The sequence below is a fragment of the Streptomyces sp. Ncost-T10-10d genome, assembly GCF_900091955.1.
In the GTDB taxonomy this organism is placed as follows: domain Bacteria; phylum Actinomycetota; class Actinomycetes; order Streptomycetales; family Streptomycetaceae; genus Streptomyces.
On record NZ_FMDF01000086.1, the window covers coordinates 13,795 to 27,822 of the forward strand.

At 69.5% G+C, this 14,028-nt stretch carries 8 protein-coding genes; 5 read left to right on the forward strand and 3 right to left on the reverse strand.

Annotation, left to right across the window (positions count from 1 at the left end; translation table 11 throughout):
- Positions 1 to 73 precede the first annotated feature (73 nt).
- From GA0115254_RS13100 to GA0115254_RS13120, 5 genes are all read left to right on the forward strand, one after another.
- Entirely contained in the window at positions 74 to 3,325 is a 3,252-nt protein-coding gene (locus GA0115254_RS13100; RefSeq protein ID WP_093895442.1) for a helicase associated domain-containing protein, read from the forward strand.
- Positions 3,326 to 3,394: 69 nt separating this feature from the next.
- Positions 3,395 to 4,102: a hypothetical protein gene (locus GA0115254_RS13105; RefSeq protein WP_256102543.1), complete on the forward strand. Its 708-nt coding sequence runs from the start codon at positions 3,395 to 3,397 to the stop codon at positions 4,100 to 4,102.
- The gene (locus GA0115254_RS13110; RefSeq protein ID WP_093895444.1) at positions 4,102 to 6,075 is read left to right on the forward strand and encodes a hypothetical protein; all 1,974 of its coding nucleotides are present in this window, start codon (positions 4,102 to 4,104) and stop codon (positions 6,073 to 6,075) included. The genes GA0115254_RS13105 and GA0115254_RS13110 overlap by 1 nt, the downstream gene beginning before the upstream one ends.
- A 34-nt stretch (positions 6,076 to 6,109) precedes the next feature.
- On the forward strand, positions 6,110 to 8,197 hold the full coding sequence (locus tag GA0115254_RS13115) for a hypothetical protein (protein WP_093895445.1): 2,088 nt from the start codon (positions 6,110 to 6,112) through the stop codon (positions 8,195 to 8,197).
- Between the two features lie 247 nt (positions 8,198 to 8,444).
- On the forward strand, positions 8,445 to 9,998 hold the full coding sequence (locus GA0115254_RS13120; protein ID WP_093895446.1) for a helicase associated domain-containing protein: 1,554 nt from the start codon (positions 8,445 to 8,447) through the stop codon (positions 9,996 to 9,998).
- Between the two features lie 77 nt (positions 9,999 to 10,075).
- Here GA0115254_RS13120 and GA0115254_RS13125 read toward each other — a convergent pair whose 3' ends face one another.
- From GA0115254_RS13125 to GA0115254_RS13135, 3 genes are all read right to left on the reverse strand, one after another.
- Positions 10,076 to 11,230, reverse strand: a complete 1,155-nt coding sequence (locus GA0115254_RS13125; protein WP_256102544.1) for a hypothetical protein — start codon at positions 11,228 to 11,230, stop codon at positions 10,076 to 10,078.
- A gap of 99 nt (positions 11,231 to 11,329) precedes the next feature.
- Entirely contained in the window at positions 11,330 to 12,139 is an 810-nt protein-coding gene (locus GA0115254_RS13130; RefSeq protein WP_093895447.1) for an AAA family ATPase, read from the reverse strand.
- Positions 12,136 to 13,710 carry a Mu transposase C-terminal domain-containing protein gene (locus GA0115254_RS13135; protein ID WP_370740867.1) on the reverse strand — a complete coding sequence of 525 codons (1,575 nt, stop codon included), beginning with the start codon at positions 13,708 to 13,710 and terminating at the stop codon, positions 12,136 to 12,138. Before GA0115254_RS13135 ends, GA0115254_RS13130 begins: the two co-directional genes overlap by 4 nt.
- Positions 13,711 to 14,028: the final 318 nt, after the last annotated feature.

Sequence of the window (14,028 nt, forward strand, 5' to 3'; positions counted from 1 at the left end):
CAGCCCCACGCGGCCGGCAGCGGGCTTGCCCTCGTCCACGCTGTTCCCTGCGGCCCCGTGTGCCGGAGGCGGCGTGCGGCCCCTGGCCCGGGAGACGACGCTGTCGTTCATCGAGCGTCTGGCCGGCCGCTTCCACACCACCGCCTACGACCTGATCGCCGAGTTCTTCGCCTTCGGCAACCGCAAGCCCATGTCCTCCCTCATCGCGGACGGCGAGGTGTACTTCAACGCCGACGCGCGGGATCGCTTCGCGGCGCTGTGCGCGGTGCCGCCGCAGCATCTGGAGCGCGCCCTGCCCGCCTGGACGCAGCTCGAGCCGGTCGGGCGCTACGACGCCGGGCCGGCAGCCACGTTCTACGGTGCCGCTTCCATCCCCCCTACCGCGGCCGCGTGCACACGCTGCGTTGCCGCATGTACCGGGCGGGCCGAGCCCGCGCGGCTGTACACGGCGGTCCACCAGCGCGTCTGCGTGCGCCACCATGCCTGGCTCCTGGCCACTCAGGACGACCACTCGGCGCTGCCTGCGTCTCGGCAGCTCAGCCTGGCCGGACTGCCGCAGGTCATCCGGGCCCAGGGCCGCCACACGACGCTCCTGGGCCGCCGCGAACTCATCGCCGAGGCCTTCCCCGTCGCGCAGGCGATCACCACGACCTGGCGGGACGCCGAACGGCCCCGGGACACCGAGTGGCCGCGGCGCCTGGAACAGCTCGCCGCCGCCAACCAGAACACCGGCCTCCCGCCCCACCTCGCCTGGGAAATCGTCACCTACCCCGAGACTGTCGCCCTCGCCGGTCTGCTGGCCAGCCGCTTCTGGCAGCGCCAAGTCCTGAACGACGCCGGCAACCACCAGCCACACGTGCCCGCCGACACCCCCAACTTCACCCGCGAACTTGCCCACCGCCTGCGACGCCCCTGGCTCGCCGAGGCACTGGCCGCCACCGACTCGGGACCACTGACCGCATGGCTGCAGGCCTGCTGGCGCTCCCGCGCCGACCAACGCACCACGACGACCAGCATGTGGTGGATCCCGCCCGCCTACCGCACCCCGCCCGCACCCCCCGGTACGACAGCGCGCAGCACCACGACCACCGAGCCCGAAGAGGACCCCGGTGACGCCGGGCACGGATTCGCCCGCGGCCTCGCCCTCGCCCGGGCCTTCGCCGCCGACCACGGCCACCTGTGCATTCCCTCCGGCTACCAGAAAGACGGCGTCAAGCTCGGCCTGTGGCTTGCCAACCAGCGCGCCGCAGGACCGAAACTCGCTCCCGAGCGCAGCAGAGCGCTCGCAGCCCTCGACCCCTGGTGGAACCCGCCCTGGAGCACCCGGTGGCAGCGCCTCTACCTGCGGGCCCACCGACAGGTCGCATCCGGCACCGTGATCAGGCCACGGGAGGGCTTCGACGACTTCAGCGAGAACCTCGGTACCTGGCTGTTCCAGCAGTGCCTGAGATACGAGGCCCTGCACCCCCAACAGCAAAAGCTGCTGAGCCAGATCGGCATCACGCCCCACGACGCCCAGCACGCACGCCGACGAGCGCGCAGCATGGAGGACATCCGCGCCGAATACCTCGACCAGGCACGCATCTACTGGGAGAAGCACCGCCACCTGTGTGCCCGGTCCACCGACACCCAGGACGGCTACCCGATCGGCCAGGTGCTGGCCAATCTGCGGGTACGCGCCCGACGAGGCAGAGCAGACCCCGCCATCGCGCAGGTCTTCACCGGCCTGGACCCCTGGTGGGCCGCACCGTGGCCGCCCGACTGGCAGCGCGCCTGCTACGCGGTACTCGACCTGGTCCGCCGCGGCCACGTCCTCGACCCCGAGAATGCCTTCACCGGCTTCGGCGACGAACTCGGCCAATGGCTGTATACCCAGTGCGCGACCTACCCAGGGCTCGCGGTGGAGCAGCGCCGCCAGCTCGCAGCCATCGGCCTGACCGAGCAGGTCGCCACCACCGCCCGCCCCAACCCCGCCACCAACAAGCCCTCCCTAGAAACCGGGCTCCACTACGCCCGCTCCTACGCGGCACTCCATGGCGACCTCAACACCGCGCCCACCGACCGGCACGAGGGCTTCCCCATCGGCGCATGGCTCAGCCGCCAACGGCGACAAGCCAACCTTCACGCCAGCAAGTTCACCTCCCCCTACCCGGCAGGTCCGCTGCTGGCCGCCCTCGACCCGTGGTGGAACCCACCCTGGAGCGCGGACTGGCAGATCAACCACCGTGCTGCGCGCAAGCTCGTCGAGGACGGCCTCGAACTCATCCCTCAACGAGGATTCCCCGGCACACCCGACTGGACCGGACAATGGCTCTACGCCCAGTGCACCGCCTACCAGAGCCTGCACCCCGGCCAGCGGCACATGCTGGCGCGCCTCGGCATCACCGCCGCCAACGCCCGCCGCGCACGGCCCCGCCGCATCACCCAGCAGGCGTCCTTCGAGACCGGCCTGGGCCACGCCCGGTCCTTCGCCGCCCACCACGGGCACCTCGCCGCATCACGTACCGCGCGCCACGACGGCTACCGACTCGGCTCATGGCTCGCCACCCAGCGTCAGCGAGCAGCGAACGACCGCCTCCCCCGCGACCGTGTCGAAGCCCTCACCACCATCGCCCCCTGGTGGAACCCGCCCTGGGGCCTGCCGTGGCAGATGGCCTATCACACCGTCAGGACCGAGACCCGCGGCCACACCCTGCACGCGCCGGCGGGCTTCCCCTGCCTGCCGCCAAGCGCCACCCGCTGGCTGCTCACCCAATGCATCAACTACGCCAGCCTCCACCCGGGCCAGCAGCAGCTCCTAGCCGACCTCGGCATCACCGAGGCCGACGCGCGCACCGCCCGACCCCAGCACGAGCCGCGCAAGCGCCCCCACACCGGCGCCGGCCAACCGCGCCCCACCACCGTCTCCTCCTCCATCGACGGAGGACTCCCCTACGCCCGCTCCTACGCACACGCCCACTGCGGACTCGGCACCGCCCACTACGACGCCGAACACGACGGCTTTCCCCTCGGCTGGTGGCTGTACGAGCAACGAAAACGCGCCAAAGCCCACCTCCGCCGCACCAACCAACCCTGGCCCCACGAACAGGAATTGGCAGCACTCGACCCCTACTGGAACCCACCCTGGCGAATCAGCTGGCAACACACCTACACCCGCATCCGCTCAACCATGAACGAAGGCCGACGCTGGACAGCAAGCGAACGCCACTGGCTCACCACCCAACACACCAACTGGCACACCCTCCACCCCGACCAGCGACGCCTCCTCACCGCCATCGGCCTCACACCCGCTGACGAAGGACCATCGGCACCTCAATCGAGGTGAGCCTCGGCCAAAGAGAGAGGCAGTCTGCACTGTGTACGTATCCAGATACGCTTCGCTACGCTGACGCAGGTGGATCACGATGAGGCTGCCGCTCAAGGGGACGAGAGGCCGGTGACAAGCCGGGAGCAGGACGCCGTTCGGGTGCTGCTTCTCTTGGACGGCGCATGCGAGCCAGCAAATAGCGCGGATCTGGACGATCTTCGACTGCAGAGCTCGGTGGGGGTGGTCCGTTCCCAGGTCCGGCTGCAGAAGCTGGACTTCTGGCTGCGCAACCCGGACTACCTGGCTGACGAGTTGCTCAACGACTACGAGAGCAGCGCCGAACCGCCGCTGCTCGATCACGCAGCCAGGATCTTGGACTCCGAGGAGCCGGAGGTACGCCGCTACCCGATGTTGCGACACCACTTCGGCGCCTATGAGCCGCTCGACGACGCGTTGGCGGTGTTGCGCAGTGCCGGGCTGATCGCAGTTCGCCGCCGCGGCACGGTCAATCGGATCCGCCAGCACGACTACTTCCTGCTCGGGCAAGGACGGACGGTGGCGCGCGACATCGTGGGGCAGGCACCGGAATTCGCGTACTACGTCGAACGGGTCCGCCTGGTGATCGACCTGGCGGATGGGTTGGGGGGAAGCGGGTTGAAGGCACGACAGTATCTGCAGCATGAGTACGCGCAGGCAGAGCGCGGCAAGCGGATCGGTTCGGTCAGCGCGCGAGCCCGCACGCGGCTCGCCGAGTTCCGGCGTTCGGCGGCCGCATCCGGGGCGGGGGCGGCGTGATGGAAGCCGCCACATCGCTGGAGTCGCGGATCGCGGCCCTGGCCGAGACAACCGAGGACGAAGTCCGCAGCGTGTTCGCGACCTACGGTCTACCGCTGGTCAGTACACCAGCGCGGCCCAGGGCACTTCGGCTGCGGAGGCTTCGGGTCGCCGGCCTGCGGACGGGGGCGGTCGCGCCGGGGAAGTTCGATTCCACCATCAGGTTCAACGACGGCGTGACCGCGCTGGTGGCTTCCAACCTCCGGGGCAAGACCAGCGTCTTGGAACTGGTGACGTGGTGCCTGCGTGGTGCCCCGCGGGAGCTTCAGACTGGGGTGCGGCGCTGGTTGAGCCACCTGGATCTAGATGTCGTGGTGGCGGGACAGCCCCTGGGGTTCCGTCTCGACCTGGAGAACGGGGAGATCGCCTCGGCGCTCGTGTTGGCGGGCCCCGACGTGGACCGCTTGGCCGGCACACGCCTGTCTGTCCCGGAGGACGGGATCGTCCCGCTGCTGCGCGCCTCACACTCGGCCAGCTTCACAGAGCAGGTCCAGGCGCTGATGATGGACCGGCTGGATCTGCAGCCGCTGGTCAACAGCGTCAAGGGCACCTCTACGCAGACACACGGCTGGCCGGCCTACTACGGGGCTCTCTACTTGCCAGCTGGTGGCGACAAGGTCTTGCTCGGAGACCAGTCGATCGCTGGTTTGCCGGGACGACTGCTGCAGGTATTCCTCGACCTGCCCGCAACCGCGGCCTTGGCGCGGGTCAAAACGGCTCAGGATCTGCGCGCCACCGAGGAGCGCTCCAAGTGGGCGGCGGCGGACACGTTCGCGCAGTCCGTACGTGAGCAGCGGGAACAAGCGCAAACCAAACTCGGTGAGGCTCGTACACGGCTCAATGCGCTCAGCGCTGCGGGCGACGGCCCCAGGGCATCGCTGGCAGAGTTGGCGGCCCGGTCCGTCGCACTGGCCAACGGCGTCGCCGATGAGCAGGAGCGGTGGGAGGAGCTGATGGCCGCTCACCGGCAGGCTCGTACCGTCCGGCAGCGCGATGCCAAGATCCTTAACGATGTCAGTGAGAGCGCCGTGGCCAGGAGGCTGTTCCACGGGCTGAACCCCACCGCGTGTCCCAGGTGCGACAAGGACATCGAGGACGAGAGACGGCAACGCGAGCGCAGCGTGCACGCGTGCGCGGTGTGCGACCGTCCGGTCGAGGCCAGCAATGACGAAGCTGCCGAGGACGTCATCACCGAGGCCAAGGAACGGCTGGTGGCCAGTATCGATGCGGAGAAGGCAGCCAGGGACGCGCTCGAGAGGGCAGAGGCCGCACTGGCAAAGCGAACCGAGGAACTGTCATCCGCTCAAGGGCAGCTGCGCGCTGCCGAATCCGCGGCCCGGTTGCCCGCCCTGGTGCAGGCCCGTGAGGACGTGTTGCGTTGGGAAGGGGCGCTCAGCGTTCTACCCAAGGCCGCCCCGGCCTCGGTGCGCCAGGAGAGCTCGACCGTGAAGATCCTCAAGTGCGGGGCGAAGGTTCTTGAGGAAGACAGCCGCAGCAGCGGCAGCACACTGTTCGCAGCACTGAACCAGGAGATCACCGAACTGGGTCACCGATTCGGCATCGTGTCACTCGAGGCCGTCGAAATCGACCGTGCGGGACGGCTGAAGGTCATCAAGGACGGCACGTCCCAGGACTGGTTCAGCAAGCAGAGCGCCGGAGAGCGGCTGCGGCTGCGGATTGCGGTCGTCATCGCACTGCTGCGGGTCGGAGCCGCGCACAGCGTCTCCACCCACCCCGGGCTGGTACTGATCGACAGCCCCAAGGCCGAAGAAGTCCAGGATCTCGACGCGCTCACCTTGCTGAAGGAGCTGGCCGCGGTCGCCGAAGAAAACGAGCTGCAGATCGTCGTCACCACCGCGGACCCCGTACTGGCCCATGAGGTGCTGCCCGAGCGCAGCATCATCGAGGCCAAGGACGGACACCCGTTGTGGTAGCCACCGGTCGAGCGGTCGGGGAAGGAAACGGGCCGTGACCGCAACACTCGCAGACCGGCTGGGCGAACTGGCCACCCTGGGAACACCCATCACCTTCACCGCCCTCGCCGTCCCCAGCGAAGTCGTCGCCGCCGAGGCCGGACCGACAGCGGCCGGCCCCATGGCCCCGCTCCTCGCCGAGGCAATCGTGGACGCCTTCGAACGCGCGGACACCCCGTGGACCGACGCGGCGGCCGCGTTCCCTCAGGCACTGGCCGGACAGGTCAGTTTCCTGCATCTGGCCACCACCTTGCAGACTCTGCTGAGCAGCCCCGCGGCCATCGGCGCGTGGGCCAAGCCGTTGAACACCACGCTGCTGGCAGGCCTGCCCGCAGCTGTACAAACCACTCCGCTGGTGGCAGCCGCCCGTCTGGAAGGCGCCGTGCGTCTCGCCGCTTCCAAAGCCGTCTCCCCCTACCGGGTATGGGAGGCGCTGGACGAACTCTCCTTGGACGGCCCGGAGGACTTCCTGGAGCGGATGCCGCGCCTGTTGGGGGTGGCGCTGGATTGCTGGTCCGACCAGGAACCCGTGGCAGGGACTGTCCGCGGGCTGCTGCAGCGGCTGGCGGACGACGAAGCCACCGACGCGGACGCCTGGTTCGAGCTGGGCTGCGACCACTTGCGCACCGCCTTGTCCAGCACCGACCTTGACCAGGTCGCCCTCCAGATCGCACAGGCGCGCAAGCTCTTCGCGAACACCGCCGCCACCGTCGAAGCCCGCCAGGACGCCGAGGCATACACCGCGCTCTGCGACGCGCTACTCGGTTTCACGGCGGGCGATGCCGCCCAGGTAGCCCAGGCGGCAGACGCCCTGGATCATGCTCTGGAGCAGCAAGCAGCGTGGCTTCGTGGCACTCACCAGGCGCCCTGGCTACAGCCACGCCGTGCCGCCGAAGCCGCATGGAGCCAGCTGCTGATCCAGCTACGCTCTGCGAGCGACTTGCTCGAGCAACCGGTGTGGATGAATCCATGGAGGGCTCTGGACTGCGTGCTCGACGCCTATCGGGCGGCGCGCACGGTGCGGCCTGTCGGTACAGGAAACGACCTGACCGGCCTGGCCGCCTTGATCGAACCAGCGATCGAGGACGGCTTCCTACGGCAGCACAGCTTCCTGGCCGTACTCCAACACGCGGCCGACCATCCCTCGGAGCACCCCGCCGCAGGTCTGGATACGGCTACCGCCGCCGCTGTCCTTGCACGCATCGACGCACGCCTGACCCGCACCGCAGGCGCTGGCGGGCCACACGAAACCGAGGAAGCGGACGGTGATCCACCCGGAGGAGCCGCGGTACGGCTGCACCGCCTCGCCCCGGTCCTCACCCTGACCCTGGGCCCCCAGAAAGCCGCACGGATCGGAGCGCAGCTCGACGACGAGGCACTCGCCGCCGTCGAAGCACTCGCCTACACCAACGACGTCGCCCGCCTGCACGCCACCGACCCGGTGGTCATTCCCACCCTGGACCGCATCCTGGAGCAGCTCTCCACACATCCACACTTCACCGGTGAGGTACGTACCACCTTCACCGCCCTGGTCACCCAGACACTGCTGTTCCTCAAAAGCCGCTCCGACATGACCCGCAGCAACCTGTTCGGCCCCGGTGAGAAGATCCCCGGCACCAAGAAGAGCAAGTCCCCATACGACTACCGCCGCAAGCCCGAGCCCGGGCAGCGCGAGCCCCTGGAAGGCGATCTGCAGCGGGACTTCCACGGCTGGCTGCAAGCAGGCCCACTGCACAACACCGTCCAAGTCGAATCCGTCGACATCGGCATGGGCCGCGCCGACGTCCTCGTGCACTTCGGCGCCCTTCGCTACCTGACCGAGATCAAGAAAGACGACACCGACAACACTCCCGAGTACCTCGAGAACCACTACCTCAAGCAAGCCGCCGAATACACCAACACCAACGCGCCTTTCGGACAACTCCTCGTCCTGGACCTGACCGCAAAGACCACCGGCACCCGCCGCCTGGAGGAGCTGACCTGGACCACCACCCACCGCCCCGACGGTGCGCACATCGACCGAGCTGTCGTCGCGGGGATCGTCTCCGGCAAACGCGTCACCCCCGCCGACTACTCACGCTGAGACTCAACGCCGAGGCAGCTGCTTACCCGCGCCCAGTGCAACTGGGCAGCCACCACGCAAACTGATCACCCCAGCCCAACCAGCGACTCTCCCGCCAACACCAGCCAGCCCAGGCCCTCCCCTCCGACCCAGCTATCTGAACAACCCAGCTCAGAGCACTCAACACCGACCATGATCACTGAGTGCGGACATCCGCGACCAGGCCCTGTCGGGCGGGATACCAGGCAAGGAGCGCTCGGAGGCGGAAGTGGCCGCGGCACAGCTGGAAGCGTTGACCACGGCCGTATTCAAGGCCGCGGCCATTCACCAACTCGACCGTGTGATGACGTTCCATCACCGCGTAGCGGACGCCCGTGCTCTCGCCCAGGCTTCGCCGGGCATCTCCCGTCGGCTGTGGGCTGCGGATCCGGTGGTCTATCCGCGGCGGGTGTGGTCCGGCTGGCTGCACGGCGGCCATGGCATGGCCCACCGGCGCGAGGCGTTGGCCCAGTTCGCCCGCGGCTGGGGCGCGGACGGGGTGGTGGTGGAGCGCTGCGTGCTCTCCAGCGCCCGGGTGCTGGCCGAGGGGGTGGACATCCCCGAGGTGGACGCGGTGGTCTTCGCCGACCCCAGGGAGTCGATCGTCGACACCGTCCAGACGGTCGGACGCGCGTTGCGGCAGGGCCCCTGCGGTGACAAGGTCGCCTCGCTGGTGGTGCCGGTCTTTCTGTCCCCCGACGAGCGCAGCGAGGACTGGCTGGCATCTGGCTCGTATCTGCCGCTGGTCAAGGTCCTGGCCGCGCTCGCCGCCCACGACACCGATGTGATCGACCGGCTCGCCGCCTGGCCCGGCGGGGTCACTACGGGCGGGGCGGCGCAGGAGGGGCCGCTGCTGTTCGCCACCGCCCGCCATCCCGCCGACATCGCGGAGTTCGTCAGGCTGCGGGTGATCAACGTCGAGCGCCGCGGGTGGCTGCGCGGCTGGACGGCCGCCCGCCGCTTCCACGCGGCCCACGGCCACCTGAACGTCCCCTTCCACACCAAGGACGGCCGCTTCCCGCTGGGGCAGTGGATCGCCGAGCAGCGCAAGGCCAACAAGACCGGCCGGCTGCCCGACGTGCGCATCGAAGCGCTGGAACGCCTCGGCATGGTGTGGAGCCACCCTGACCACGTGTTCAACGCCGGGCTGTCGATGGCCCGCGCCTACCACGCCGTCCACGGCCACCTCGCGGCCGGGCACGACGCCGCCTGGGACGGCTACCCGGTCGGGACGTGGCTGGCCAACCGGCGCCGGGAGGCCCGACTGCCCGCCGACAGCCGGGGCGCGGTGTCCGACGCGCGCAAAGCGGCGCTGGCCGAGGTCGACCCGTACTGGTGCCCCGAGTGGCCGCTGGTGTGGCAGCGCCGCTACGTCCTGCTGCAGGGGCATGTCACTGCAGGCGGATCGGTGGAGATCGAGCCGGGTCACATGATCGCCGGGGAAGACACCGGCTCCTGGCTGGCCCGCCAGCGTCTCGACTGGGACATCCTCCACGCGGAGCAGAGGCGGCTGCTGGCCGGACTCGGCGCTACCCCCGGAGACGGCGGTGTGCAGGAGGAAGAGCGCGTCACCCAAGACGGCAAGTTCACACGGAACCTCGCCGCAGCGGCTGCCTACGCCCAGCGCGAAGGACACCTGAACGTCCCCCGCAAGCATGTGGAGATCACCGACGGCACCGAGATCAGGTTGGGCATATGGATCTCCAACCAGCGCTCCCGCAGAGCGAAACTACCCCTGCAACGCGTCGATGCCCTCAACGAGCTCGGCATGCGCTGGAGCTGACCCACACCGAAACGCCAAGCTGGCACAGCTACTTGACGGTGCCGGAACATTTGGGTGCGGTGCGGTGATCGTCGTCTTCAGTGGGCGGACTTGAGGCTGCCCTTGCCAGGACCTCGTCGCCCTGTTCCTTGTCTTCCCGGACGAGGACGTGCGAACAGGCGTGAGATGTGGTCGAAGGGCTCGGCGTCCAGCCCTGCCTCTTTCAGCTCGCGATAGAGCCACTCCACGCCGGGGCCGGCCCGGTCTGGGCCGGCGGGAGGCTGCGGCGGACGCAGCCTGGCGGTCTCGGCGAGTTGGAGCAGGTGCCGGTGGTCGGCGGGCTGGGTGAGCAGCGGCCTGCCCTGCGCGGGTGCGAGACGGGTGAAGTGGGCCGCGGCGCGCAGGAATGGCTTCGCCCATGGTGGTACGGGATAGGTGGCGCAGCCGTCGACCTGCCGGATGGGATCGTGCAGGGCCAGGGTGGAGGCACGGTCGTCGTAATCGCATCCGCGGGCGGTGTCGAGTTGCTGTCCGGCGGCGCCGGTGAAGACGGCGGTGGCCAGCGCTGCGGCGAGTCGGGGGTGCGCGGTGGCGGCGTGGATCCGCCGGGTGACTTCCGCGATGGTCTGGGGTGTTCGTGGCCGGGGCCTGGGCCGGTACTTCCAGTCGACCATCGGCGGTGTACAGCCGATGCAGTGGTCGGAACCGTCCGATGACGCCAGCCGGTCGAGGGTGGGCAGCGTGATCCAGCGCTCCGCGGTATGCCTTGGTGGTGCGAGGAGCGGGAGCGGGTCGTCGCCTGCGGCGGGCCCGTAGAAGTCGTCGGCTGTGACGACGCTGTGCGCCACGGCCTGCAGGGCCCGCTGCAGAGCGGCTGGCAGTCGGGGTCGATGGCACACGAGGACCAGGTGCAGGCCCGTGAGTGCGCGCAAGTCGATCAGGCGCTGGATGCGGCGGGGTGTCAGCAGGTGGGCGCGCAGGACTGTCAGGCGGGTGACGGGCAAAGCGGCCATCCAGGCCGTTACCGCTTCCCACACGGGCGCGGTACTCGTGGGGAAGCCGGGGAGCAGCGGTGGTTTTCCGAGGGCTGCCAGGAGGTCGTGGGCGAAGTACAAGTCACCGGTCGTGCCGGGGGCGGGGTGGACGGTGACGCGGCCGGCGGCCGGGTGGTGCGCGGCGAGAGCCGCGCGCGTGTACGCCGCCTCGTCGTGGGGGTCGAGGAGGACGGTGACGGCGAGGGACTTGTCGCTCATGGGTGCTTTCGTTCTGGTGCTGCGTGCGATTCCCGGCACGGGTCGGCAGGGGCCGGGAGTGCTTGTACCGCAGTCGGGGCAGGCGTGCAGCGCGGCATTTCAGGGCCGGCTGTGGCGGCCGAGTTTGCTGAACACCCAGCGCAGGAGGTTGCGGTCGACCTCGAGGTCGGGGTTGTTCTCCAGGGCCCGCTTCACGTGGTAGGTAATCTTCGCCCAGGTGCGGAAGACACCGTGGGCGGCGACATCGTCGGCGTACAGCAGGTCGTCCGGATCCGCTGTCTGCCACACCGGGTGATAGGCGGGGATGGTGGTCACAACCTCCACGCGGGTCAGGGGCGTGAACTCCTGCCAGATGTGGACCCGGGAAGCGAGCATGTCCTTGCTGGCGAGCACCTGGTAGGTGTTGCCGCCGCCGACGAACACGACCGCGATGTCGGTGTAGAGGTCGTCGAACAGGTGCCGGAAGTACTCGAACGACTCCTCCCGCAGCCACTGGGCTTCATCGCAGACCAGGACCCGGAACTCCTCGGCGAGGACATCTTTGAGGAGCGTGTCGAACGCGGTGGGCTGCCGGGGCGGCGAACCGGGCAGGCCGAGCACGTTGAACAGGTTGCGGCGGATGTCCAGCACCGTCGGGCGGCCGCGGAACTCGATACGGCGGGTGGCACGTGGGGCGAGCTCTCGCAGGCTCGCGTTGACCGACATCGTCTTGCCCAGCCCCGCCGGCCCGTACAGGCACATCATGCCCCGGGCATCGATGACCTCGCCCAGGTTGGCCAGCGTTTCCTTCATCGCGGCCGTGCCCATCACGTTCGCGTCCGGCAGCGACAGGTAATGGTCCTTGCGGGGCGGCGGCAGCGGTCCGCGGCGCGGACGGGAAGCGGCAGCTGCAACTGGTATGGCGTTCATTGCAGTGCAGCCGCGCTTTCCTCGTGCCGGTCGTCGTCCCGGGCCGGCCGGCCCGGTGCCTGCGCGCTGCCCGGCCGCGCGTTGGGCCCGGCGTCCGCGGCCGGCTGGGTCCAGGAAGCCGGCATGCGAGCAGACGGTGGCAGGTAGCCGGGGAGCGCGGCCTGGCCGAGGTTTGTCGCGCCGAGGGCGCGCAGGCCAGCTTCAGCTTCGAGACCGGTCACCGTGCCGAGTACCTCGGGGGGCGTGCCGCGGGTGGCCGCGGCGAACCGGGTAGCGCGGTCCTTCTCGGCGGCGCTCAGCAGCCGCTTGAGGCGGTCGGCCTCCCTCGCCCGGGCGCGCCCCAGATCGCGGATCTGCTGCGGGCTGGCCCGGTTCGACAGGTACGCCGTCCCCAAGTGGCGCCAGGTGGCCGCGTCATACACCTCGATCTCGTGGTCGTGGTGCGGCATGTAGCGCAGCCGGACCCTGGCTCCTGTGTGCCCGGTCATCCACGCCGCGACGTAGTGCCGGTTACGCCAGCGCACACCGCGCCCCGACAGGGTGCGTACCCGGCCGTCGTCCTCGAGGGTGTACATGTGCAAGGCTCCGGGCTCGGCATCCTCGACCGGGGTCAGGTCGTCCTCCCACGCACGGGCCGGAGTACGTGAATCGAGCGTGCGCAGCGGGTGTTCGGTGTTCCACCAGCTCACCCACTGGCCCAGCAGCGACACGAACGCTTCCAGCGGCAGCAGGGGCTGCTCGGGGCCGGCGGCCTTGCCGCCGGGCAGGCGCGGGGCGGCGGTGTAGCCGGGAAGCTGGGCGAAGAACATCTGCTTCGCGGCCTTGTTCAACGCCTCCACGGTGCCCTTCAAGTGCGGACTGTAGGCGGGGAGATCGACCACCGGCACCGCGAACGCCCCCAGCGCCTCTGCTACCGCCCGGGAGAGGAAGTCCTTGCCGCGGTCCACCCTCACCGCCCCGCGCAGGCCACCAAACGGACCGTGCTCCCCTTCACGGGATATCGCGTCCCGCAGCGCGACCAGGATGCTCTCGCGGCTGGGCACCTGCGCGGTCACAGCGAATCCGCAGATGACCCGCGTAGCGCAGTCGATGAACCAGGTCACCCACGGCCGGCCCGGGGCACCGTCGATATCGACGTCCACCTTCACCTGGACGTGATCGGTCTCCCATACCTCGTTGCGGTGCCCCACCGGGCGTTGAAGAAACACATCATGAGCCCGGCGCGCCTGCTCCCCGCCACGCATCCCCGCCCACTGCCCCGGCGAGACATCCCGGGCCAGAGCCCGGTACAACGTCGCAAGCGACGGCGCCACCACACCACCCGCGCCCTGCACAGCCATCAACTCCCGGTGCAACGCCGCCGCGTTCCCCCGGTGGAACGCAAGCCGCTTCAACACCTCCGGCGTGACCGTGAACCGCTCCCGCCCAGCCGGGCCGAAACGCCCCTCCTCGCGTGCAGCGGTAAGCCACCGGCGCACCGTCCGTTCCGACACCCCCAGCGCCGGGGCCACCATCCGCACATGCCCCGGCGTCAACTCACCCCGGCCCTCCAACACCAGCAACCGCCGCACCGCCACCGGCCGCAACCCACCAGCAACCACCGCCCCAGCCCCGACCCACCCCACCCCGGCACTCCCCCCACATCCAACGGGGCAGCACCACCCCAACACAAAAAACGATCAAGGAAGACCCTACCCTCTTGGAGCCCTCACCCCCCTGACCAGGTGATCCTCACCCAGTGACCAGCCAATCCTCACTACTTGTCCAACACCAGCGCCCGGCCATCATCGCTCAACACCCCATAGAAATAACCGAATCAGCACCGCCCACAGCACCCAAGGCCGGACACCAAAGCAAGAACCACCCCGGACACCGAAGCAAAGACTCCC